At 60.8% G+C, this 23,944-nt stretch carries 23 protein-coding genes; 13 read left to right on the top strand and 10 right to left on the bottom strand.

Annotation, left to right across the window (positions count from 1 at the left end; genetic code table 11):
• The first annotated feature begins 432 nt into the window (after positions 1-432).
• The 3 genes from DK261_RS32970 (at position 433) to DK261_RS26145 (ending at position 3,448) form a co-directional block, all read left to right on the top strand.
• Complete coding sequence (locus DK261_RS32970; protein ID WP_146218554.1) at positions 433-2,295, top strand: hypothetical protein; 1,863 nt, start codon at positions 433-435, stop codon at positions 2,293-2,295.
• A 488-nt stretch (positions 2,296-2,783) separates the two neighbouring features.
• Positions 2,784-3,158, top strand: coding sequence for a DUF6124 family protein (locus DK261_RS26140; RefSeq protein ID WP_110176807.1), 375 nt, complete (start codon positions 2,784-2,786; stop codon positions 3,156-3,158).
• Between the two features lie 14 nt (positions 3,159-3,172).
• Positions 3,173-3,448 (top strand): hypothetical protein, encoded by a 276-nt coding sequence (locus DK261_RS26145; RefSeq protein ID WP_110176810.1) that lies wholly within the window; start codon positions 3,173-3,175, stop codon positions 3,446-3,448.
• Positions 3,449-3,524: 76 nt separating this feature from the next.
• Here DK261_RS26145 and DK261_RS26150 read toward each other — a convergent pair whose 3' ends face one another.
• Positions 3,525-4,742 (bottom strand): SGNH/GDSL hydrolase family protein, encoded by a 1,218-nt coding sequence (locus DK261_RS26150; protein ID WP_110176812.1) that lies wholly within the window; start codon positions 4,740-4,742, stop codon positions 3,525-3,527.
• A gap of 109 nt (positions 4,743-4,851) precedes the next feature.
• Between DK261_RS26150 and DK261_RS26155 the strand changes: the two genes are divergently transcribed.
• Together DK261_RS26155 and DK261_RS26160 are read left to right on the top strand one after the other, a co-directional pair.
• Positions 4,852-5,757: a LysR family transcriptional regulator gene (locus DK261_RS26155; RefSeq protein WP_110176814.1), complete on the top strand. Its 906-nt coding sequence runs from the start codon at positions 4,852-4,854 to the stop codon at positions 5,755-5,757.
• Positions 5,758-6,002: 245 nt separating this feature from the next.
• Complete coding sequence (locus DK261_RS26160) at positions 6,003-7,103, top strand: polyamine ABC transporter substrate-binding protein (RefSeq protein ID WP_110176816.1); 1,101 nt, start codon at positions 6,003-6,005, stop codon at positions 7,101-7,103.
• A gap of 38 nt (positions 7,104-7,141) precedes the next feature.
• On the opposite strand, the gene DK261_RS26165 is transcribed toward DK261_RS26160, so the two are convergent.
• The 3 genes from DK261_RS26165 to DK261_RS26175 all read right to left on the bottom strand — a co-directional run bounded on the left by DK261_RS26165 (position 7,142) and on the right by DK261_RS26175 (position 10,888).
• Entirely contained in the window at positions 7,142-8,779 is a 1,638-nt protein-coding gene (locus DK261_RS26165; protein ID WP_110176818.1) for a glycosyltransferase family 39 protein, read from the bottom strand.
• Positions 8,780-8,927: 148 nt separating this feature from the next.
• Positions 8,928-9,809 (bottom strand): alpha/beta fold hydrolase, encoded by an 882-nt coding sequence (locus DK261_RS26170; RefSeq protein ID WP_110176820.1) that lies wholly within the window; start codon positions 9,807-9,809, stop codon positions 8,928-8,930.
• A gap of 2 nt (positions 9,810-9,811) precedes the next feature.
• On the bottom strand, positions 9,812-10,888 hold the full coding sequence (locus DK261_RS26175; protein WP_110176822.1) for a sugar phosphate isomerase/epimerase: 1,077 nt from the start codon (positions 10,886-10,888) through the stop codon (positions 9,812-9,814).
• A 130-nt stretch (positions 10,889-11,018) separates the two neighbouring features.
• Here DK261_RS26175 and DK261_RS26180 point away from each other — a divergent pair, with 130 nt between their 5' ends.
• Complete coding sequence (locus tag DK261_RS26180; protein ID WP_110176824.1) at positions 11,019-11,624, top strand: TetR/AcrR family transcriptional regulator; 606 nt, start codon at positions 11,019-11,021, stop codon at positions 11,622-11,624.
• Positions 11,625-11,704: 80 nt separating this feature from the next.
• Here the strand turns inward: DK261_RS26180 and DK261_RS26185 are convergent, their stop codons facing one another.
• The 3 genes from DK261_RS26185 to DK261_RS26195 all read right to left on the bottom strand — a co-directional run bounded on the left by DK261_RS26185 (position 11,705) and on the right by DK261_RS26195 (position 13,778).
• Positions 11,705-12,022: a hypothetical protein gene (locus DK261_RS26185; RefSeq protein WP_009046893.1), complete on the bottom strand. Its 318-nt coding sequence runs from the start codon at positions 12,020-12,022 to the stop codon at positions 11,705-11,707.
• 293 nt (positions 12,023-12,315) lie between these two features.
• Complete coding sequence (locus DK261_RS26190; protein ID WP_016701637.1) at positions 12,316-12,660, bottom strand: hypothetical protein; 345 nt, start codon at positions 12,658-12,660, stop codon at positions 12,316-12,318.
• Positions 12,661-12,788: 128 nt separating this feature from the next.
• Positions 12,789-13,778 carry a LysR substrate-binding domain-containing protein gene (locus DK261_RS26195; RefSeq protein ID WP_177411730.1) on the bottom strand — a complete coding sequence of 330 codons (990 nt, stop codon included), beginning with the start codon at positions 13,776-13,778 and terminating at the stop codon, positions 12,789-12,791.
• A gap of 116 nt (positions 13,779-13,894) precedes the next feature.
• On the opposite strand from DK261_RS26195, the gene DK261_RS26200 reads away from it, so the two are divergent.
• From DK261_RS26200 to DK261_RS26225, 6 genes are all read left to right on the top strand, one after another.
• A complete protein-coding gene (locus DK261_RS26200; protein ID WP_110176828.1) occupies positions 13,895-15,064 on the top strand; it encodes a M20 aminoacylase family protein in 1,170 nt (389 codons plus the stop codon).
• 73 nt (positions 15,065-15,137) lie between these two features.
• Entirely contained in the window at positions 15,138-15,926 is a 789-nt protein-coding gene (locus DK261_RS26205) for an ABC transporter substrate-binding protein (RefSeq protein WP_110176830.1), read from the top strand.
• A 91-nt stretch (positions 15,927-16,017) separates the two neighbouring features.
• Positions 16,018-16,707: an ABC transporter permease gene (locus DK261_RS26210; protein WP_009046888.1), complete on the top strand. Its 690-nt coding sequence runs from the start codon at positions 16,018-16,020 to the stop codon at positions 16,705-16,707.
• Positions 16,704-17,417 carry an ABC transporter permease gene (locus DK261_RS26215; protein WP_016701632.1) on the top strand — a complete coding sequence of 238 codons (714 nt, stop codon included), beginning with the start codon at positions 16,704-16,706 and terminating at the stop codon, positions 17,415-17,417. Before DK261_RS26210 ends, DK261_RS26215 begins: the two co-directional genes overlap by 4 nt.
• 20 nt (positions 17,418-17,437) lie before the next feature.
• On the top strand, positions 17,438-18,205 hold the full coding sequence (locus DK261_RS26220; protein ID WP_110176832.1) for an ABC transporter ATP-binding protein: 768 nt from the start codon (positions 17,438-17,440) through the stop codon (positions 18,203-18,205).
• A 202-nt stretch (positions 18,206-18,407) separates the two neighbouring features.
• Entirely contained in the window at positions 18,408-19,862 is a 1,455-nt protein-coding gene (locus DK261_RS26225) for a glycosyltransferase family 39 protein (RefSeq protein ID WP_110176834.1), read from the top strand.
• Positions 19,863-20,101: 239 nt separating this feature from the next.
• On the opposite strand, the gene DK261_RS26230 is transcribed toward DK261_RS26225, so the two are convergent.
• The 3 genes from DK261_RS26230 to DK261_RS26240 all read right to left on the bottom strand — a co-directional run bounded on the left by DK261_RS26230 (position 20,102) and on the right by DK261_RS26240 (position 22,137).
• The gene (locus DK261_RS26230) at positions 20,102-20,437 is read right to left on the bottom strand and encodes a hypothetical protein (RefSeq protein WP_028681622.1); all 336 of its coding nucleotides are present in this window, start codon (positions 20,435-20,437) and stop codon (positions 20,102-20,104) included.
• Between the two features lie 160 nt (positions 20,438-20,597).
• On the bottom strand, positions 20,598-21,455 hold the full coding sequence (locus DK261_RS26235) for a phosphatase PAP2 family protein (protein ID WP_110176837.1): 858 nt from the start codon (positions 21,453-21,455) through the stop codon (positions 20,598-20,600).
• Between the two features lie 25 nt (positions 21,456-21,480).
• On the bottom strand, positions 21,481-22,137 hold the full coding sequence (locus DK261_RS26240) for a histidine phosphatase family protein (protein ID WP_110176839.1): 657 nt from the start codon (positions 22,135-22,137) through the stop codon (positions 21,481-21,483).
• Between the two features lie 380 nt (positions 22,138-22,517).
• Between DK261_RS26240 and DK261_RS26245 the strand changes: the two genes are divergently transcribed.
• Positions 22,518-23,944 (top strand): methyl-accepting chemotaxis protein (locus tag DK261_RS26245; RefSeq protein WP_110176999.1); only part of this gene is annotated, 1,427 nt, incomplete at its 3' end.

The following is a 23,944-nucleotide window of genomic DNA, read 5'->3' on the forward strand; positions in this document are numbered from 1 at the left end:
AGCGGTATTCCTATCGGTATTCCCACAGGAATTCATATCTGATCAACCTATTTTAAATCAACAACATACTAAGTTGATTCAGATTACCCCGGCCCACCAAATAAGCTAGACAGATCAGGCACTTAGCGATTATCGCAAGTGCCTTTTTTGTGCCTGAATGGATGGTTTGGCTTGGTTGTGCCAGCTTAATGACAGCTTTCATATCTACTCAGGAAATCGCTCACATCCTCACATCCTCACATCCTCACATCCTCAGGATGTGTTTCAAATCGCGTACCAGCAACCTAGAGAGCAGCGGTATCGTCTAATTAATGGCACCTATAGATCCAACTGCGTGCAGAAGCTATAAACTCCCTCCGTCAAGCTAACGGATCGCTAGACGTCACATCTACGATCAAGATCAAATACCGAAAATTCGTTAAGGGAGGCTATATGTCTATAGATTACGAAGGTTGGTGCAGACGAATAGATCTTGATTTTCGCTCAAGGTACCCTTACCTCACCACAAACATATACAAAATAGAAAAAAACAAGTTCGCAATCAAGATAAATCAGAACACCGAAAACAAAGAAGAAATAGTCAAAACATTCAACGATAGCATTCGTTACTTGACAGCCCCCGTACATCTAACATGGGAGACACCAAATAAATACGAATCCAAAATCGAAAGTATCAGCGACAACAAAATACCTTCAAACTTTGAAGGTCTACCTTTTACTATTGCACAATTCTACAACCATCTAGCCTGCGCATTCCCCGACCTATCGGTTAGCTCCATAAGAGAGGATTTTGACCGTAACGTTTCTGTTGTAACGCTCAAAGGAATGCCATCACCAGATAAGGTAAAAGTTTTTTCAGAAAAACTAAAGCTCCTCAAGTCTATGATGGAGTTTGAAATCACAACAGGGGGCACGAGTGAGTCGAAAGGCGGACCTATAGGAGAGGTATTTATAATAGGCCCCGCATCAGCAGCAAAAGCAATGAACTGTGAATTTTTAGAGAGAGATGAAAAACTTTGGTTTGAAAAACTTGAAAGCATTTACGAGGGAAACTATAAAAAAACAGACCTATACTTCATAGATGATAAAAAAACAGCCTGCCTTGTCAATTTTTCAAAATTCAAAAACTGCAACTTGAGAAGTCTGATCCTCCTTTATGACATCGTATACTGTGTTCTACCATTGAAAGAGAACATGACCTCTTTTCTAAAAGAGCAGAACATCTCAAAAAACGACTTACTTCACCTAGTATCACAAAACCGACTAAAAATACTAAATTTACAACCTGAGCCACGCCTCGACTATGGTTTTATAAGCGAAGCTTTTCAAGAGAACAATAACGCGATTGTGAGCAGACGGGCTCTGGCAGCACTTTGTGCAATTGACCTAGTTTCCATAAACAACTCTTACATTTTAAACGACCCAGAAATAGGCGACCTGATATATCCACTCATTACAGAGATCTCGAAAAAAACCGGGCAGAGCATTAGTGATATAGCAGATCACCTACTTTGGCCAAAGCGCGCTTTACGCTCTAGCTTTATTACATTAAACGAATCTGGACCGATGGGAGTAGCGAGATACGGCACAAACAAACTACTTGCAAATAAATTTCCAGATAATTTTCCAGATGATCTTAAGAAAAAACTAGAATTCGAACTCATCGTAAATAGTGATCAAATCCATTTAGCACATGCGCTCGACGCAACATATTTCCCATTCTATACCGAAGAAGGTAATTACTCAGACTATCCTTTTGCACTGGCTATGGGAAACGCCCTAAACCTATACAAAAGCAGCACTTACAGAACACTAAACGAGTTCAGCACACTAAACACAACAAAAGAGCAAGGCAACCCCACACTTAATTTAATATCGATATTCCAAGTAAATGACTTCATTTCAATTCAAGAATATGAAAAAGAAATATCAAGCACAGTTATCCGACAAGGTATGGGATCTCTTTTCTCTGAGCTTTCACTACTAAACACAGAGGAAAGAGCCATACGAGTTGCGCTATACAACAAAGAGCTAGCAGATGTACTTTCCACAAAAAACAAAACCAAACATGCTTTAGACCTAGGCATAGATGTAGCAGGTTGTGCAATCCCATTTTTGTCAACAATAATAAAGTACAGCACTATAACCAAAGATATAATCATAGAAAAAATGCCAATAATGAAAAAAATTTCCGAACACATACACTCTAAATCGCTCCCCGAAAGCAGAAAGAAGAAACACATCTCAATTCTTTCACAAATCAATAGAGTCGCAAAACTCAGAGTGCAAAATTAAACCTTACCCTAGAGAAAATTTCCCTCTCCTAAACTTTGAGTTGGAGAGAACCGATCAACATCTGGTGACTGGATCGCTTATATCAGATTCATGGAGCACTTACTTTATTTCTAGTTAGAGATGCTATTTCTTTCTACACATCCCAACGTCGTTCTGAGTTTTCAGAACATTTCGTACACACAAAGCAGACTCTTCTTACAGCCTTAAAGCCCTTGATGAACTGACGCAATTAAAAACGCTGAGATAACCTTCAATAGTCGCGAATACCAGCGACCGGCTTTGACAGGCCAAAAAAGTGTAACCTTCCGCACCGCCCCAAAAGACGGCATGCTTTCGCACGCGCAGTTCTCTATGGCGGCTGTGCGTGGGGCATCCCTGGATGCGCCGGGTTCCTACACTTCCGGTCTGTCAACCCGCGTACAGCTGCCACCCAATCCTGTTTGACAGCAGGGAGTGGCCGCTTCTTTCGACAGTGTAGGAGCTTGACCATGAAGAAAATCACGCCCAATCCGCCCCGCCCCAGCGCCTCCGATTTTTTCGCAAGCCTCGTGTTTTCAGAACCTTCAAAACTGGACGCCATCAGCAAGCCAATGCTCGACGTTAAGCCCGCGATGCAGGAGGGAGGCCAGCATTCACTCTTTGTCCTGACACCCAACATCGATACGGAAACGCTGTTGGTGCATACCCGCGAGAACCTTGCCTCGCTCAATGCGCTGAGCGACGACCTGATCGCCGGACTCGGAGGCCAGCAGCGCAGCAAAGCTCTGGCAATCCAACAGGTCGTCATGCTGAGCGAGTTGTTGATAAACAGGGCTCTCGAACAGGTTGCCCCGCCTCATTCAATGTCTGCTTATGCAGCCTGAATGGAGAAGACGCCATGGTCCGCTACATGCCCATCACCGGCCTGGACTGTACGATCCCAGCCTTGCTTATCGACACGGAAGCGCCTCTGGACGTGTTGCATGAAAACGCGGCCTATCGCATCCGTTGCGCCACCCAACTGCTAGAGCAACTGGCGACAGACAACACTTTGCAAAGCAATGCCGTCACCGTGAGCGAACTGGCGCAGTTGTTAGTGATCCCCCTGCGCGACGGTTGTGATTTGCTGGATATCATCGGACGACGCTTACAAGCCGAGGCTCTCTCGACGTAAGTAAATAGGGCGGCTTCCGAGCCGCCCGCTTTCATCAAGACAGCCCCCATTTTCTCCCCCCAAACACCTATCGCCCTCAAAAAAGCACCTGCAAATCCACCCCCTCCGCCATCGCCCTGTTCCCCGCATCCCCCGGATGCAAGTGATCGCCCGAATCCATAAGCGGCAACAACCGAATTGGATGCTGTGGATCACGGGTCATCTGGTCGAAGTCGATCACCGCGTCGAATGCCTGGCTGGTGCGTATCCACTGGTTGAGCGCCTGGCGCAGTTGTTCCTTCGGGGTGCTGTGATAGTGCTCGATGATGCTGCCCTGCAGGGCGCCTTCGAAGGGCAGCAGTGTGGTGCCGATGATGCGGAGGTTGTGGCGATGGGCTTGGTCGATCAGTTGCCGGTAGCCGGCGATCAGCTTGTCCAGCGACGGCAGGGGCGCGTTCGGCGCAAAGGCGGTGCCGGGCCAGCTGATGTCGTTGATCCCCAGCATCAGCACCACGCTTTTCACTCCGGGTTTGCTCAGCACGTCGCGCTCGAAACGCGCTGCTGCACTGACGCCCATGCCATCTTCAAGCAGGCGCGCGCCGGAGATGCCGCCGTTGAGCACCGCGACGTTCTCGCTGGCCAGGCGCTGGGCGAGGAAGTCGGGCCAGCGTCGGTTGCTGTCCAGGGTCGAGCCGTTGCCGTCGGTGATGGAGTCGCCGAGTACCACCAGGGCACGACTGTCGAGCGGGGCGTCCACCAGGATGTCGCTGAGGAACAACCGCGCCTCCACCTGTTCCTTGCCTTCCAGCCGCTGCGCATCGACCTGGTTGCCCGGGGCGATAAACGCGGTTTGCTTGCCGTCCCAATGGAAGGTCGCCAAGGGCGTGCGCTGTGGCAGATACAGCGAGACCACTAGATCGCCAAGGGCCGGCACCACCAGTGCTGCCGGGTCACTGGTCCGGGTTTCACCCGGCGCGATGCTGACCTGTTCTTCGCCGCCGAACTTCAGGACCTGCCTGGCGCCCTCCGAGGCAGCGACCCGCGCCGCGCCAATCAGCAACGGTTGCTTGCCGTATTCGTTGGAAATCACCACCCGTACCTGGCTACCACCAACACTGACACGCAGTTTCTGGTGAAGGGTGCTGTCGGCCAGGGCCTCGGGAATCCGCGTGGGCAGTGGCAACTCGTTGCCCCAGGTCGGTTGCGGGCTGGCCATCCAGGTGGTGAGCCAGTTGTCCTGGGCCAGGGCAGGACCTGCGGCCAGCAGGGCCGTGACGATCAGCGGTAGGGAAAATCTTGAGTGCAGGGCTTTCATCCGGGTAGCTCCTTGAGGCAGTAAGGCTGAGGCGAGCCAGATTGCTCCATTCGAAATAACCATGGTAGAAGGCATAACTTCATACAGCCCATTCCGGTATCGAATACTCATGGACAGCCTCAAAGCGATGCACTGCTTCGTCCGCGCCGTCGAACTGGGCAGCCTGTCATCGGCCGCCCGCGAGCTGGGCAGCACGCAACCCACCGTCAGCAAGCTGGTGGCCGCCCTGGAACAGCAGTTGGGCACCCGCCTGCTCACTCGCGGCACCAGCGGGCTGACGCCCACCGAACAAGGCAAGCGTTTCTACGAGCGGGCCAAAGCCGTGCTGGAGGAATACAGCGAAGCGGTGGCCGAAGTACGCGGCCTGACCGAGCGCCCCGAGGGCGTGCTGCGGGTCAATGTGCCGGTGAGCCTGGGGGTGTTGCACCTGAATGCGTTGCTGCTGGCGTTCATGGCGCAATACCCGGACATTGAGGTGGAGCTGATCCTCAATGATCGCTTCGTCGACCTCACCGAGGAAAACGTCGACCTGGCCCTGCGTCTCGGTGGTGACCTGCCGCCAAACGCCATCGCCCGGCGCGTCGCGACGTCGCCGCGCTACCTGGTGGCGGCACCGGAGTACCTGCGCCAGCATGCGCCCTTGAACAGCCCGGCCGACCTGGGCGCGCACAACTTCCTGCGCTTCGCCTGGTTGAGTTCGGGCGACCGCCTGGAGCTGAGCGGCCCTAGCGGTGAGAAGGTCAGCATCACCACCCAAGGGCGCTACCGGACCAACAGTTCATTGGCCATTCGCGACGGCGTACTGCAAGGCGCCGGACTGTGTATCACCCCGGCCTGGCTGGTCAGCGACCTGCTGGACAGCGGGCAACTGGTGCGGGTCCTGCCCGACTGGAACGGGCCACCCAACGAGGCGTTCCTGATCTACCCCGAGCGCCGCTACCGGCCCCTGCGCGTGCGCTTGCTCATGGAGTACCTGGCCGAACGGATACCGCAGCTACCCGGCTTCATTGCCTGACCCGATAAACATCGATGCCTGCCCCGGACACGATCAATGGCCATTACGATCCCCTTTTGGCCAACCCCGTGCTGTGAATCCCGGGGGCCGTCGGCAAGAATCGAACCCGGACCGCTGACTCAGTGACCCAGGCTGTCACCAGAATCGCCCTTGTGAACCTTGACCCTCTTTGTCCTTTGCCCTTTTAAAGGACCGCCTGCCGCGTACAGAACATAAAAACCATCGCCACGCTGGGGAAAAAATTCATGGCCACTATGAAAACCATACTGAGTGCCACCGTTTGTGGGCTGTCGCTGCTGGCCGCCGCGGCGCAGGCCGAGCAGCGCGAGCTGCGGGTGTACAACTGGGCCGACTACATCCTGCCGTCGGTGCCCAAGGACTTCGCCAAGAACAGCGGCATCAAGGTCACCTGGGACACCTTCGATACCAACGAATCCCTCGAAGCCAAGCTGCTGACCGGCAACTCCGGCTACGACCTGGTGGTGCCGTCGAACCAGTTCCTCGACACCCAGATCAAGGCCGGGGTGTTCCAGAAGCTCGACAAGTCCAAGCTGCCCAACTGGCAGCACCAGGACCCCGAGTTGCTCAAGCTGCTGGACAGCAACGACCCGGGCAACCAATACGGCGTGCCCTACATGTACGGCACAGTGCTGATCGGCTTCAACCCGGCCAAGGTCAAGGCGGCGCTGGGCGACAACGCACCGGTGGACAGCTGGGACCTGGTGTTCAAGCCGGAGAACATGGAAAAGCTCAAATCCTGCGGCGTGGCGATGCTCGATTCGCCCTCGGAAATCCTGCCGCTGGCCCTGCATTACCTGGGGCTGGACCCCAACAGCCAGAACCCGCAGGACTATGAAAAAGCCAAGGAGCTGATGCTGAAAATCCGCCCCTACGTCACCTACTTCAACTCGGCCAAATACATGACCGATATCGCCAACGGCGACATCTGCGTGGCCATCGGTTACTCCGGCAGCTTCTACCAGTTCGGCAATCGCGCCAAAGAGGCCGGCAACGGCGTGGTGGTGGACTGGCGCCTGCCCAAGGAAGGCGCGCCGATCTGGTTCGACACCTTCGCCATTCCCAAGAGCGCGAAGAATGTCGCCGAGGCTCATGAATTCCTCAACACCCTGCTGGACCCGAAAGTCATCGCGCCCATCAGTGATTTCCTCGGTTACCCCAATGCCAACAAGGATTCGATTCCGTTGATCAACAAGGAGATCACCGGCAATACCGACCTGACGCCAACCCCCGAAGCCTTGAAGAAGCTCTATGTGGTGCAGCCGCTGCCGCAAAAGCTGGAGCGCGTGCGGACCCGGGTCTGGACCAGTATCAAATCGGATAAATGATCCCCCTCGGGCAGCCCCGCCCTGGGGCTGCCTGGTCTTCACTTCAACTCGAACACCAGGCAGGGATTGCCATTCAAGCGCCCCTCGAACACCGGGGTCGCCTGCTCCAACGCCGTCCCCGCCAATAACGCCCGATCCTTGCGCGCCAGGATCACCCAGGCCGGACGCGGCAACGAGGCCAGCGGCGCCAGATCGTCCTTGCCAATAAACCGCGGTTGTTCGTCGTGGTCCAGGTTCATCATGTAGCGCACCGCCCAGGTGTCTTTGCCCAGGTTGAGAAACACCAGGGTGCCGCGGTCCTCCCCACGCAGTTGCTCGACCTGCCCGACAAAACCCCGGGTGTCGAATTGCAGGTCCTTGGCCGGTTCGATCACCTTCACCAGCAGCCACCACTGCGCCGCCAGGGCCAGCAGGCTGAGCAGCACCAGGCGCCGCCCCGGCGAGTCGCGAGTGGTTCGCCAGCAGTACAGCGCCAGCCCCTGCAAACCGAGAAAGACCGCGATCATCAGCGGCAACGACAGCGCCGGCCAATAACCGTGCTTCTGCCAGCTGTGCCGGCAGACCAACAGCACCACGACACACAGCCCCGGCAACAGCGCGACCAGGCCGAGATAAAACCGCCGCGCCCCGACCAGCCAACGCTGCGGCTTGAGCAGGCCGTAAGCCGCCACCGCCGCGAACATCGGCACCATGGGCAGGATGTAATAAGCGCGCTTGAAGTGCGGCACCGACAAGCCGAGCAGGATCATCAGTCCGCAGGCGCCCAGGCGCACCAGCAACTGCATCTGATCGTCCGTGTGCCGCGTGGACCATTGCCGGCGCAGGACGAACAGGGTCGCCAGCGCCAGCGGCACCACCGGAAAGTAACGATAGAGGCTGAGCTGGAAGTAGAAATAGAACGGATCGCCGCTCTCATCCAGACGCCCGCTCACCTGCATCTGATAGACCTGCCGGGCGAAGGCTTCGCCACCGCTGAACTGCGCCAGCTGCATCAGCAGCCACCAGCAGGCGGCCAGCAGGATCAGGCCGATCACCCCGTGGACGATCATCTTTCTCACCAGCCGCCAGGCGTCGTCCCGGGAACGGTAACGGCCGAGCGCCCAATAGATGCAGGCCACGCCGCAAACCTCGATCAGCCCCAGGGGGCCACGGATGGCGAAGGCAATAAGGAACAACGGGAAAATCGCGTACTGCCGCCATTTAGAGCCCAGCTGCTCGCCGCTGTGCAGCAGATAAAAACAGCCCAGGCAGAGCAGAGAGACCATCTGGTCCAGGCACACCGAACGCGACTTCTCCAGCCACTGGGTGGTCAGCGCCGTCAGCAGCACCGCCAGCAATGCCCAGGTACGGTCGAACGGCGCCAGCAGGCGGTACAGCAACGCCAGCACCCCGGCCGAGGCCAGCGCCGTGGGCAGGATATTGGCCAATTGGTTGGGCGCGCCGAACAGCTGGGCAAAGCCATAGCTGAACCAGGTGGCGGTACCCGGATAGTCCGGGTACGGCTCGCCGTAGGTGCTGGGAAACAGGCTAGCGCCGTGGCGGAACATCTCCTGCAAAAACAACCACCAGCGCCCGTCGAAACCTTGCGCTGGCTGGTCCCAGATGCCAAAGGAGAACAGGAACAGGGCCAGCAGAAAGACGCCCAACATCTCGATGCGAATGCGGTGGTGGTCCATGGTTGATCCGTCAGAGGGTGCACTGCCCGAAGGCTTGGGCATGCCGGCTGCCATGTTGCAGCCGCAGGCCCTGAACCCTCCCTGAACAGGCCGCAAAAAAATCCCGGCCCGTCCATCAGCAGTCACTCAAGAAGACAGCCTGGCGCGCTCAGCCCTCCTGTCGAAGAAACTGCAGCAGATGAGCAATAAAGGCCTCGGGCGCCTCCTCGGTGATGAAGTGACCACACCCCGGCACTATCGCCCCCTGAAGATTCAGCGCATTGCCCTGCATCGTCAGCAGCGGCGCATCGTGGGTGGCATGTTCGGCGCCAATCGCCAGGACCGGCATTTCCAACGGACGGCTGGCACGCTCGCGGTTCTGCCGGATGCTCTCGGGGATGGCCCGGTAATAGGCGAACCCACCCCGCAGCCCGCCGGGCACCGAGTAGGCTTTGACATAGGTCTCGACCGCGACCCGCTCCTGGTGCACCGACCACTTTTCGAACATGTAGGCCAGGTATTGCGCCTCGCGCCCGGCGATCAGCATCTCCGGCAGGTCCTGCAACTGGTTGAACATGAAGTGCCAGAGAAAGATGTTCTGCCCTGGCGGCGCGAAGATCGCCGGCGCCTCGGCCAGGCCGGGAATCACCGCTTCCGTCAGGGCCAGTTTCTCTACCGCCTGCGGGTAGTCGCTGGCCAGGGCGTAGGCCACCCACATGCCGACGTCATGCCCCACCACCGAGTACTGGCTGTAACCCAGCGCCAGCATCAGGGCATGCAGGCGAGACGCCGTGCTGCCGGTGTCGTAGCCCTGCTCGGGGCGATCGGACAGGCCCATGCCAGGCAGGTCGACCGCAATCGCCCGGTACCCCTGCCCGGCCAGCGCCTGCATGACGTGGCGCCAGGTGAACCAGGTCTGCGGCCACCCGGGGATCAACAACACAGGCCGGCCCTGGCCCTCGCTGACATAGTGAATGCGCCCGCCGTCCACCTGTACGTAGCCATGGTGGTAGTCACGCCCGGCAAAAGCCTGCTGTTCGAAAAGATCCATGGTCAGCGTCCTTGATGAGAGGGCTGGGCAATGCCCAGCAGTCGGTTGATCTGCGCCTGGTCCACCGGCGCGCCGGCGAAGTCGTCGAAGACTTTGTCCGTCACCTGGATGATGTGCTGGTTGATAAAGGCCACGCCTTCGCGCGCGCCCTGCTCCTGCTCCTTCAGGCAGCACTCCCATTCCAGGGTCGCCCAGCCGGCATAGTCATACAGCGCCAGCTTGGAAAAGATCCCCTTGAAATCCACCTGCCCGTCGCCCAGCGAACGGAACCGCCCGGCCCGGTCGGCCCAGGGCTGATAACCGCCGTAGATGCCCTGGCGGCCGGTGGGATTGAACTCGGCGTCCTTCACATGAAACATGCGAATGAACTCGTGGTAGATGTCCAGGTAGTCCAGGTAATTGAGCTGCTGCAGGACGAAATGGCTGGGGTCGAAGAGCATCTTGCAGCGCGGGTGGTTGCCGACCCGCTGCAGGAACATCTCGAAGGTCACACCGTCATGCAGGTCCTCACCCGGGTGGATCTCGTAGCACAGGTTCACCCCCTGCTCGTCGCAGGCATCGAGAATCGGCAGCCAGCGCTTGGCCAACTCATTGAACGCCGAATCGACCAGGCCTTCCGGGCGCTGTGGAAAGGGAAAGAAATAAGGCCAGGCGAACGAGCCGGAAAAGGTCCCCATATCGCGCAGGCCCAGCCGGCGCGAAGCCTTGGCGGACAGCTTCAGCTGTTCGAGGGCCCACTGGGTCTTGGCGCCACTGTCGCCTCGCAGGGCCGGAGGGGCGAAGCCGTCGCACAGGGAATCGTAGGCGGGATGCACGGCCACCAACTGGCCGAACAGGTGGGTGGTCAGTTCGCTGATCACCAGGCCATGTTCGGCCAGGGTGCCGCTGACCTCATCGCAATAATCCTGGCTGCTGGCCGCCAGACGCACATCGAACAGGCGCTCATCCCAGGCCGGTACTTGCAGCGCCTTGAACCCCAGCCCCGCCGCCCACGCGGCAATCGCGGGCAAGGTGTTGAATGGCGCTGCCGCGTCACTGAATTGAGCCAGGTGCAGGCTCGGTCCCTTGAGGGTTTTCATTGTTTACGCCCTATTGTTTGTCGGTCGACAAACAATAGGGCGACCCTTAACGCGCCGTCAATACGACGGCTTGATTTTTTTGTCGATCGACCAATAATTGGCAGCACTCCCTTTGCATCGAGAACTGGACATGGCTGGCAGACCCCGCGAATTCGACCGAAAACAGGCCCTGTACAAGGCGCGTGATGTGTTCTGGCAGCGCGGCTTCGAGGCCACGTCCATGTCCGACCTGGTGGACGCGCTGGGCATTGCCTCGGCGCGTATCTATGCGGCCTTCGGCTCCAAGGAAGCGCTGTTTCGCGAAGCCATCGAAGTCTACGAATCGGGCGACGGCGCCTTTGCCGACGCCGCCCTGGGCGACGACATCAGCGCCCGCGATGCCATCGAGCGCATGCTCAGGGAAGCCGTCGAGCTCTACACCCAGCCCGACCGGCCACAGGGCTGCATGGTGGTGTCCTCCGCCACCAACTGCTCGGCGGACAACGACGGCATCAGAGAATGGCTGGCCGAGCACCGCCGCGACAGGACCCGCTCCATCATCGAGCGCCTGGAACAGGCCGTGCGCGCTGGCGAGTTGCCCAAGCGCACCGACGTGATGTCCCTCGGGGACTGCTATGCCACGGTGCTGCATGGGCTGTCGGTGCAGGCCCGGGACGGCATCGGCAAGTCGCGCCTGCTGGCGATGATTCCCATGGCCATGGCGGCCTTCGATGCACAAACCGAAGCGTCCAAATAGCCCTCAGCGAACCGCCAACCGCGGATAAAAAAACGGCCCGGCGGGATCACCGCCAGGCCGCATTCGAGTCATAACGCGAGTTACAGAAAGACCGCCGAGAGCATGCCCAGCGCACCCAGGCAACAGCCGATCAGGGTGCCGCGTCCCGGCAACTCACGGAACACCGACCAGATCACCAGCGGTTCGAGCAGCAACAGCGAGGTCACCGACACCACCGTGATCATCCAGATATCGCCGACCGCCAGGTACCCCAGCCAATAGGCGCCAATCAGGCAGATACCGGCGAAACACATGATCAGTACGGGCAACGCCAGGTCCGGCCATGACGTGTTGCCCGTATGCGCCAGGCGGGCGGCGACCACTTCGCTGTAGATCGCGCAAAACTCGCCTAGCACCATCAGCCCTACAGCAGAAACTCCGAGTAATTCTTTGGACATATGACAAACCCCTTGGTATTGAGAGCCAGATTTTTCAGCTCCCAGGCAGCAATGGCTCCGCTGACGGAGCCGCCATGACCATGCCGAGGGGTTTGCTCTAATTCAGTGACCGTAAGGAACCTGAACATGTCCATCTCCTGAGTGGTGGGTTACGGGTGTCAGTATCGCCATGAGCGATGGCGGCCGTTCTCTGTATAGGGTATTGGCGCGGCGACCGATACGCGTTTTTTGTAGGGCATTTGTGTTGCAAGAAGCTAGTCGGCCCGGAAGTTCCAGACGATCTCCACCACGCGCAGGGCAAGGATCAGGTACACCAGGAACAGGCCGATCTGCAGGGCCGTGTGATAACGCAGCTTGGCCAGCCGGCGCAGGCCGTCGCTGACATTGAGCAGCATCAGCAGCGCCGACACCGTGATCAACCCCCAGCCGGTCAGGTTGGAGCCGAGCAGGCCCATGAACAGCTGATGGTCACCGTGCAGCGCGTTGGTCCCGGCGGCGAACAGCAAGGCGCAGACCAGCAGGTTCTTGAAGTTGTCGAAGACCCGCGTATTCAGGTCGCCGTCCAGCAGTTCCAAATACTTTTGCCATAGTTTGCGCATATTCAAGGCACCGGTTCAGCCGCAGGGTAGAAAGGCGCCCGTAGCGTTTCAGAAGCCTGAAGGCCCGCCGGGCGCACCTTCCAGCGTAGTGACGATTGCCGCAACCTGCTTGCGATCCGTGGCTCGCCTCAGACCCGCAGGCGCACGGTCTCGAACAGCGCTCGGTCCTCTTTGCGCGCCGAGCGCGCGTGCCGGCGGATCACCTGCAGCAGGCAATCGGTGAAACACAGGGCCGGGTTGCTGAGGGCGACGTTGCAACGGGTGACGATGCTCAGGTGCCGGGGCTCGAACTGCTCCTCCAGTTGCAACGACACCAGCCGCCCGAGGAACGGCGGCGCGGTGCTCATGATGGTCGGGCCCCAGGTACACATGTCGGCGTGCTCGACCAGCATTTGCAGGATCGCCAGGGAATGAGCGCGGACGATGCGGCGCTCGTCGATCTGCGCGCCGTGGCGCCAGAACAGGTCCTGCATCAGCGCGTCGTGGCCGTCCGGGGCGTAGTTCAGGGTCCAGTCCTGATCGAGCAGCTCATGGATCGAGCGGGCATCCTGCCGGGCATGGCCCTGGCGCACCAGCACCGAGGTTTGATAATCCAGCAGGGTCTCGCAGGAAAAGTCCTGGGGCGCCTGGGACGGGTGCAACTGGCCGATGGCGAAGTCCATGCTGCCGTCGCGCAGCAGCGGCTGGGCCACCGCCATCAGGCTTTCGAACAGCTCCAGGCGCACCTCTGGCATGCGCTGGCGAAACTCCAGCACCACTTCCGGCAGCAGGGTCAGGGCGATCCACGGCGTGACCCCGACACACAGCCGGCCGCTGTTTTTCCCGCGCAACTGATCCAGCTCGGCCTGGGCATGCTCCAGTTGCTTGAGCACCAGCCGGGCGTGGGTCAGCAGCACCTTGCCGTACTCGGTGAAGTTCAGGCCGCTGGGGGTGCGGACGAACAGCGGCAACTGCTGGGCGGTTTCCAGCTCGCGCAGCGCCTTGGTCACGGCCGCCTGGGAGAGGTTCAGCGAACGCGCGGCGCCACGAATGCTTCCGGTCTCGGCGCTGGCGATCAAGGCTTGGAGTTGATGCAGTTTCATCGGTGTGCCCAGGTGACAACTTCGGGTTGTCATCATAACCAAACTGAGCCTCCCCGACAGGTCGCCCGATGCCTAAGATCAGCCCAACAGCGCCTCGACGACTCGCCCGACGGGTCCGAGCTGGCGAGCGACCTTAGCCGAGGAACCCCACCATGAACGCCCGTTACGTGCTACCCGAGATAGCCGAACAGCAGAACGCAATGATCGCCCTGCGCCGCCAGATCCACGCTCACCCCGAACTGGGGTTCGAGGAGTTCGCCACCAGCGCACTGGTGGCCGGGCAGCTGCGCGAATGGGGTTATGAGGTCAGTACCGGCGTCGGCCGCACCGGCGTGGTGGCCACCCTGAAAAACGGCGAAGGCCGCGCGCTGGGCCTGCGGGCCGACATGGACGCCCTGCCGATCCAGGAAACCAGCGGCGTGCCCCACGCCAGCCGGATTGATGGGGTGATGCATGCCTGCGGTCACGACGGGCATACCGCCACCCTGCTGGCGGCAGCGCACTACCTGGCGCGCTCGCGCAACTTCAAGGGTACCCTGCAACTGATTTTCCAGCCCGCCGAAGAGGGCCTGGGCGGCGCCCGGGCGATGCTCGATGACGGCCTGTTCGAGCGTTTTCCCTGCGACGCGGTGTTCGCGATGCACAACGTACCGGGCCATCCCACCGGGCACCTGGGCTTCTACAGCGGGCCGTTCATGGCCTCGGCCGACACCGTGACCGTCAAGATCATCGGCCACGGCGGGCATGGCGCGGTGCCGCACAAGGCAGTCGATCCGGTGCTGGTGTGCGCCTCGATCGTGGTCGCCCTGCAAAGCATCGTCGCGCGCAATATCAACCCCCAGGACACGGCCATCGTCAGCGTCGGCGCGATCCATTCCGGCACCGTCTCGAATGTGATCCCGGCCTCGGCCGACATGAGCATCAGCGTGCGCGCCCTGATGCCCGAGGTCCGCCAGTTGCTCGAGCGGCGCATCACCGAGCTGGTGCATGGCCAGGCCGCGAGTTTTGGCGCCCAGGCGCAGATCGACTATCAACACTGCCATCCGGTGCTGATCAACCACGCCGAGGAAACCGCCCTGGCCCGGGAGGTGGCCCGCGAGTGGCTGGGCGAAGAGCAGTTGATCCACGACCTCAAGCCGTTCACCGCCAGCGAGGATTTCGCCTTCATGCTCGAACGCTGCCCCGGCAGCTACCTGGTGATCGGCAATGGCCAGGGCGAAGGCAGCTGTCTGCTGCACAACCCGGGTTACGACTTCAACGACCACTGCCTGCCCATCGGTGCGACCTACTGGGTCAAGCTGGCCGAGCGTTTTCTCGGCTGAAGGGGCAGGTAGCGACAAAAGGCTGTAGCAGTGTCATCACTGACGTAGCCGGCGATTAACCGAGGAAAAAACAATGAAAAAAATGATCGCTGCGGTTTCATGGGTGCTGTTGTCGGTATCGGCGACCGCCGGCGCGGCCGACTGGTCGGGCAAGGTGCTGAAGCTGGGTGTGGACCCGACCTACCCGCCCCTGGAATACAAAGACCCCGACGGCAAGCTGAGCGGGTTTGGCATCGACATCGCCGAAGCCCTCTGCGCCGAGCTGAAAGCCCGTTGCGTGTGGGTCGAAAGCAGCTGGGACGGGATGATCCCCGCCCTGCTGGCGCGCAAGTTCGACGCCATCGCCTCGTCGATGACCGTCACCCCCAAGCGCATGACCAGCATCGCTTTTACCGACAAGATCTCCAACGCCCCCGCACGGCTGATCGCCAAGCGCGGCTCGGGCCTGGTGCCGACCCTCGACTCGCTCAAGGGCAAGCGGGTCGGCGTCGAACAAGGCTCGGCCCAGGAGGCCTATGCCAAGGCCAAGTGGGGTGCCCAAGGGGTACAGATCCTGTCCTATCAGAGCCAGGACCAGGTGTATGCCGACCTGATCGTCGGGCGTCTCGACGCCTCGTTGCAGTCGTCGATCCAGGCCAGCTACGGCTTCCTGTCCAAACCCATCGGCAAGGATTTCGAGTTCGCCGGGGACACCCTCGCCGACACGGAGTTTTTCGGCGTCGGCGACGGCATCGGCCTGCGCAAGGACGATGTGGAATTGCGCGAAGACCTGAACAAGGCGCTGGCGACCATCCTGGCCAACGGCACCTACGCCAGGATCAACCGCAAATACTTCGACTTCGATATCTACGGCGGGCCCTGACCCCGACTCCGCAACCCCAGGCGCGACGCCCGCCGCCACGGCCGCGTTGCCACCTTTTTCAGCTCACTCTAATAACAACAAGGGGCGTGAAATGCTTCTGGAAGGTTTTGGCCCGCAGATTCTGCAGGGCACCCTGACCACCCTCAAACTGGCCCTGTCGTCACTGCTGCTGGCGGTGCTGCTGGGGCTGCTCGGCGCCAGCGCCAAGGCCTCCGGCAACCGTGCCTTGCAGGCGGTTGCCGGCGGCTATACCACGCTGATCCGCAGCATGCCGGACCTGGTGATCATGCTGCTGTTGTTCTTCAGCCTGCAGATGCTGCTCAACCAGCTCACCGACTGGCTGGAGATGGCGCAGATCGACATCGACCCGTTCCTGGCCGGAGTGCTGACCCTGGCCTTCATCTACGGCGCCTACTTCACCGAGACCTTTCGCGGCGCGTTCCAGGCGGTGCCCCGCGGCCAGCAGGAAGCGGCCAGGGCCTACGGCATGAGCCGCGCCCAGAGCTTTCGCAAAGTGCTGTTTCCACAGATGTTGCGCCATGCCCTGCCGGGCATCGGCAACAACTGGCTGGTGCTGATCAAGTCCACGGCGCTGGTGTCGATCATCGGCCTGAGCGATGTGGTCAAGGCCACCCAGGACGCCGGCAAAGGCTCGATGCAGTTCTTTTATTTCACCCTGGTCGGCGGCCTGATCTACCTGGCCATCACCAGCCTTTCCAACCTGGTGCTGATCTGGCTGAGCCAGCGTTACTCGGTGGGTGTGAAGAGGGCTTCGCTATGACCGGCATTCTCGAAGAATACTGGCAGGCCTACCTGTGGAGCGATGCCGCGCAGCTGTCCGGGCTGGCCATGACCCTGTGGCTGCTGGTGCTGTCGGTGCTGATCGGCTTCACCCTGGCTGTGCCCTTGTCCCTGGCGCGGGTCAGCCGCAACCCGCTGCTGCGCATTCCGGTGTGGCTTTACACCTACGTGTTTCGTGGCACGCCGTTGTATATCCAGTTGCTGTTCTTCTACGCCGGGGTCTACAGCCTGAGCGTGGTGCGCGCCCAGGACTTTCTCGACGCGTTCTTTCGCGACGGCTTCAACTGCACGGTGCTGGCGTTCGGGCTCAACACCTGCGCCTACATGACGGAGATTTTCGCCGGCTCGATCCGCTCCATCGCCCATGGCGAGGTGGAAGCGGCCAAGGCCTACGGCATGAGCCGATTCACCTTCTACCGGCGCATCCTCCTGCCGTCGGCGCTACGCCGGGCGCTGCCGTCCTTCAGCAATGAAGTGATCCTGATGCTGCACTCCACCTCGGTGGCCTTTACCGCCACGGTGCCGGACCTGCTGAAGGTCGCCCGCGACGTCAACTCGGCCACCTACGCCTCCTTCAGCGCCTTCGGCATTGCCGGCATGCTCTACGCCTGCAGCGCCTTTGTCCTGATCTGGCTGTTCCGCCGCGCCGAACTGCGCTGGCTGGCCTACCTCAAGCCACAGACACATTGATCTCCAACGGAGAGGCTCGCATGTACCCATTGATCGTCGAAGACCTGCACAAGAACTACGGTAGCCACGAGGTGCTCAAGGGCGTATCGCTCAAGGCCAGGGCCGGCGATGTGATCAGCATCATCGGCTCCTCCGGCTCCGGCAAGAGCACCTTTCTGCGCTGCATCAACTACCTCGAACAACCGTCCGGCGGACGCATCCTGGTCAACGCCGAGGAGTTGCGCCCCCGCAGGAACCGCCTGGGCGAGCTGTGCGCGGCCGACCCGAAACAACTACAGGCAATGCGCAGCAAACTGGCGATGGTGTTCCAGCACTTCAACCTGTGGAGCCACATGACGGTGCTGGAAAACATCATCGAATGCCCGATCAATGTGCTGGGCATCGCCCGGGACGAGGCCATCGAACGAGCCCGCAAGTACCTGGACAAGGTCGGCCTGCCAGCCAAGGTCGAGGCCCAGTACCCGTCCTACCTGTCCGGCGGCCAGCAACAGCGCGTGGCCATCGCTCGGGCGCTAGCCATGGAACCGCAGGTGATGCTGTTCGACGAGCCGACCTCGGCCCTCGACCCGGAGCTGGTATCGGAGGTGCTGCGGGTCATGCAGCAACTGGCCGAGGAAGGCCGGACCATGGTGGTGGTCACCCATGAAATGGCCTTCGCCCGCGAAGTCTCCAACCACGTCATGTTCCTGCATCAGGGCCGGGTGGAAGAGCAAGGCCCGCCCGCTCGGGTACTGGAAGCCCCCAGCAGCGAGCGCTTGAAGCAGTTCCTCTGCGGCAGTCTCAAATAGGGTCCTGAGGGCCGCGTTCGGGCGCCAGGACCAGAGATTGGCCTGGCGCCCGGGAGCGCGGTGCTTCGCCATCGCCCCGGATAAACCGACAGCCGCCAGCGCCATCACCCGATCCCTCGCTCGTTCACGATTTGTTAAGAATCGCCTCCGTATACTCGGAGCGCCTGATCCTCCCCGGCGCAACCTCTTCGGCAGTTCCCCCATGTCGCGACCCGCATCGCTGTTGCTTCTGCTTGCCGCCCTGCTGTTCTTCTTCGCCCTGGGCAACCACCAGTTGCAAGGCTCCACCGAAGCCCGGGTGGCCGGGATCGCCATGCAGATGCACCTGGACGATGACTGGGTGACGCCCCGCCTGTTCGGCCAGCCCTTCCTGGAAAAACCGCCGCTGAGCCTGTGGCTCGACGCCAGCGCCATCCGCGTGTTCGGTGGCACGCCGTGGGCGGTGCGCCTGGCGTCGGCCTTCGCCGGGCTGTTCAGCGTCATGCTGCTGTACGCCATGCTGCGCCGCTTCGGCCGCCCGACAGCGGTGGCCTGGGTGGCCGGCGCCATGCTGGCGACCATGGCCAGTTACTGGGGCAATGTGCGCGGGGTCGGTGAAGACGCCCTGCTCAGCCTCGGCGTGACCCTGGCGCTGCTGGCGTTTTTCCAGACGCAACGGCGCCAGGCCGAAGGCCAGCCGGCCACCCTGGGCTGGCTGCTGTTCGCCCTCGGCATCGCCATCGCCACCCTGAGCAAGGGCGTGCTGGGCCTGGCGATGCCGGGCGTGGTGATCTTCGCTTACCTGCTGGCCGACAGCCTGATCGAAAAGCGCTTCGCCCTCAGCCACTGGCTCAAGCCTGGCCTGCTCACCGTCCTCGGCCTGGTGCCGCTGCTGATCTGGCTCTACCTGCTGTACCAGCGCGGTGGCCTGCAGGCCCTGGGCGAAGTGCTGTGGACCAACAGCGTCGGGCGCTTCGATGGCTCCTTTGTCGAGGCCGGGCATTACGAACCCTTCTATTACTACCTGGCCAAGCTGCCGCAAGCCTTCCTGCCGTGGAACATCCTGGTCTACCTGGGCCTGTGGCACTTTCGCAAAAGCCTGGTGAAAAACCGCTACCTGCTGTTTTTCAGCCTGTGGCTGCTGGCCCAGTTCACCCTGCTGTGCCTGGCGTCGAGCAAACGCACCGTGTACCTGATGTCGCTGACCCCGGCCGCGGCGGTGCTGGCCGCCGAATACGCGACAGTGCTGTACGAACGCCTGCGCCTGCGCGCCGCCGGTGAGGGTTTCTGGAGTGCCGTGGGGCGCCAGCGGCGGGGCCTGGCCATTGGCGTGCTGACGCTGGTGGTGTGCAGTTACCTGGTGGCCGCGCAATGGGCCGCACCACGCGCCGATCACAAGCTGTCCTTCGTGCCGCTGATCAGCGAGATCCAGACGCTGCAGGCCGCCGGGCAACAGGTGGCGTTGTATCAGGCCAACGAACGCGCGGCCGGCGCCAGCGTGTTCTACACCCAGAGCCTGCTCAAGGATGTGCAGACCGAAGCCCAGCTGAATGCGTTTCTCGGCACCTCGCCGAACAACGTGGCGGTCATGGCCCTGCAGGAAGACCCCAAGCCACCGCTCAAGGTACTGAAGAAGATCACGGTCAGTCGCCAGGCCTACTACTTTGTCAGCCACTGACCGGCACAGTGAGCGCCCATAAAAAAGGCACCCTCATGGGTGCCAGTCAGTCAAGAAAATTGTAGGAGCGAGGCTTGCCCGCGATGAACTTGAGAGCACCAGGTTTACCCAGTAAATACTCGGTATCGTTAACGACCATCGCGAGCAAGCTTCGCTCCTACAGTGGATCACCTTCGCTTAACTGATCGGCATTAACCCTCATTTTCGTCTCCAGGCTTGCGCGCCGGCGCCGGCATGGCTCACTGAACGGTTTTCAGCTTGACCACATCGCCGGAGACCTTGGTGGTGTAGCCGCTCAGTACCCAGGCCCAGAACCAGTTTTCCTGGATCTGGGTGTTGATCATCGCGTCACCGCCCTTGGCCTGGATGGCGGCGGTCTGGGCGCGGACGAAGCGGTTGTTCTGCCGGATTGGAATGACCCCGAACAGCATGATGCCGGTAGCCGTTGCTTCGCTGTGACCGACCACGGTGTACTGGCTACTATCAAGTTGCTGAGTTTTCATCGCGGTGCCGGTGCAGCCAGCCAGGGCCAGGACAACCAGCGCAGAGGCGGCGATTTTGCTCAAGTGTTTCATGCATGACTCCATAAACCAGGAACCCGGGAACTCTTTTCTCCGGGGGCGCGCACCCTAACAGTTCTGGTCACCGAAAAAACATCGGCAAGCGCCAAAAATTGCGTCGGGGCCCTCTCCCGCCGGGCGCCTGGCACCGACGATTTCGTCAGCGACTGCAACGTTATCGGTCCGCCGCTGCGATCAGCGTCGTGGACGGGACGGGCCCCGGTTCGGTGTACGTCAGCACCGGTTGTTCCAGACGGGCGCGGCCATAAAACAGCAGCGCCACCAGCAGGCAGGTCAGCCACACCACGATCCCCGCCCAGAAGGTATGGGACATGTAGTGCCAGCCCTGCAGCACCCGAGTGGTGCCATAGACGAAGCCCAGCAGCAGCGAACCGTGCAGCAGCGCCTTGGAATGGCGCCAGCGATAACGCCGGGCCACGAAGTACAGCGCGAGCAGGGTGAAACCGCCCGAGGCATGGCCGCCCGGCCAGCAGCGGCCGTCACCCGCGGTCTTCAACAGCTCGAAGTTCTCATACCATTCCTTGTGCTCGATCTTGCCGGCGTACTGGGTGGTTTCCACCGGGCAGTACACGCTGGTGTGGCCCTTGAGGTAGTGAATCGCCCCGGTGCACAGGGCGAAGGCCACCACCACGAACAAAAAGTCCCGGCGATGGCGCGCGGTAAAGCGCAGCAGCGGCGCCACGCGGATCCTCTCCAGGAAGGCCTTGCCGCGACCGAACCTTACGCCCTTGAACAGCGGCCAGACGAATGACAGCAGCAGCCCGATCAACGCCAGCTCGCCCGTCCAATTGGGGATGATCCGCGCCCACTTGTGGGTGATCTTCTCGAACAGGTGGGAGTGATCCAGCGGGAAGGTCTGGCTCACCGGATCGAAGAACAGGTCGCTGAAGGCGATGTCGATCCGGGTCATGTCGAACATCAGGAACACCAGCGCCGCGCACAGCAGCGGGAGGCCAAGGTTCCATCCATAAAAACGCCACGCATCAGCGCGGGAACGGGAAAGCGCCTGCATAGTCAGGGTCTCGGGCAAGGGACGGTCAGGGACGGTTGAAGGCAACGGAGCGCCAGTCGCTGGCTTCGATGAAGCCGAGCATCTGCGGACGCCCGCCTGGGGTATCGGTGGAGACGAACAACGAGGCGCCATAGCCCAGGGTCGAAGACGGCAGCTTCAGCTGCTTCTCCAGCGCGGCCATGCATTCGCTGTGAGTCACCAGCACCAGATTGCGCCCGACCACCTTGTGCGCCAGGGCATCGCGCAACAGGCTGTGCTTGCAGTCGATCAGCCAGCCTTCGCCGCTGCCGGCCTGGTTGAACATGTAGCCCGAGGTCTGCACCGCGCGGGTCAGCGGGCTGTGGTAGATGTCGGCCTTGTCCAGCCCCAGGTGCTCGAACTGCGCGCCGACGCCCACCGCCACCTCGCGGGCACGGTCGGTGATGCCATCGGGCAGGTTCAGGCAGGCGGCCCTGGAATGGTCGCAACGCTCCACATGACGAATCAGCACAATCATCTGGCCCTTGGCCCAGCCGGCGCTCAGCGCCTTGGCTCCGGCCAGGTTGCCGTGGGCCAGGTCCGGCACCGCCGCGGGCTTGAGCAGAAAGAACACCAGCGGCAGCACCAGCAAGGCCACCAGGCCTATCACCAGGGCATTGCGATAACGGGCAAAACGGCTCGCGACAAGCGCGGGTTTTGCCACCGGAAGACTGAGTCCTGACGTCACGTTCGAGCCGCCCCCTATGACCACCAGACATAAAGTCGAGCAGCGCCGCCCACGCTAACCGCTGCCCATGACAATCGAGCGCGAGGCACCCGATCGATGGGCGGACTCTAGGGAGCCTGACGTGGACCAGGGGTGAAACGGATGTGAAAAAAAGCTCAATCGGCCAGGCGGTTTCCATCGTGAAATCAGGCCCTTGCAAAGCCCCAAAATGGTGCACAAAACTAATCCGACGAAATCGTTTCAGCTATTGCCCTTGCCGCCGATACACACCTGCGAACAAATCCTTGCTGGCCACCAATAACAACAATCTTCCAGCGATACACGATCAAGCAGCACAACGTTCCTGGAGGAATTGCATGAATAGCTGGTTCGGCAACATCAGCGTCAATCTCAAGTTAGGCCTGGGCTTCGGCCTGGTCCTGGCCCTGACTACCATTCTCGCCATCACGGGCTGGACCAGCCTGGGCGGTCTGATCGACCGCAGCAACTGGATGAGCGACATCACCCAATTGAACGCCGGGCTGACCAAGCTGCGCGTGACCCGCCTGCAATACATGCTGACCAACGGCGACGAAACCGCCGCGCAGAATGTGCAGGCCACCCTGGACGACTTCTCGGCCCAGCAGCAGAAGCTGCAGAGCAGTTTCAAGAACCCGGCCAACGTCAAGCTGCTCAAGGAACAGGGCGCCACCATCAGCGCCTACCAGGCGTCCCTGAACAAGATGCGCAACGCCTACCGCAACGCCAATGCCGCCCGCGTGGTGATGAATGGCAATTCGGAAACGGCGCGCAACCTGATCGCGGCCATCACCACACGCGTTGAGCAAATGCCCCTGAGCGACCAGCGCTTCGAACAGTTCCAGGCCATCACCAAGGCCAATGACGAATTCCAGCTCGCGCGCTTCGCCGTCCGTGAATACATCTACAACAGCACCGCGGACGCCGAGCGCGACGCCGCCGCCCAGATGAACGCGGCGATTGCCGCACTGGCCCCTCTGGACAACCATTTCAGCAGCACCCAGGGCGATGCCCTGCGCCAGCTCAACGCCGCGCTGGGCGACTATCGCAACTCCCTGCTGGCCTTCAAGGCCGCCGTCGGCGAAGCCGGCCAGGCGCGCAAGGAAATGACCGAACAAGGCGCCCTGATCGTCAGCCAGAGCGAAGAGCTGTACCAGTTCCAGCTCGACCGCCGCGACGAAGAAAGCGTCCAGGCCCGCAGCCTGCAAATGATCAGCACCCTGCTGGCACTGCTGGTGGGCATCCTGGCCGCGGTGATCATCACCCGCCAGATCACCCGTCCGCTGCGTGAAACCATGACCGTGGTCGAGCGCATCGCGTCCGGCGACCTGACCCAGGACGTGCGCGTTACCCGCCGCGACGAACTCGGCGTGCTGCAACAAGGCATCGGCCGCATGGGCGTGACCCTGCGCGAACTGATCGGTGGCATCCGCGACGGCGTGACCCAGATCGCCAGCGCCGCCGAAGAACTGTCGGCCGTCACCGAAGAAACCAGCGCCGGGGTCAACAGCCAGAAGGTCGAGACCGACCAGGTGGCCACCGCCATGCACGAGATGACCGCCACCGTGCAGGAAGTCGCGCGCAACGCCGAAGAAGCCTCGCAAGCCGCAGCCGCCGCCGACGGCGAAGCCCGCGAAGGCGACAAGGTGGTGGCCGAAGCCATCGCCCAGATCGAACGCCTGGCCAGCGAAGTGGTGCGTTCCACCGACGCCATGAGCGTGCTGCAACAGGAAAGCCAGAAGATCGGCAGCGTCATGGACGTGAT

The sequence above is a fragment of the Pseudomonas sp. RW409 genome (genome assembly GCF_003184125.1).
Lineage (GTDB): Bacteria > Pseudomonadota > Gammaproteobacteria > Pseudomonadales > Pseudomonadaceae > Aquipseudomonas > Aquipseudomonas chlororaphis_I.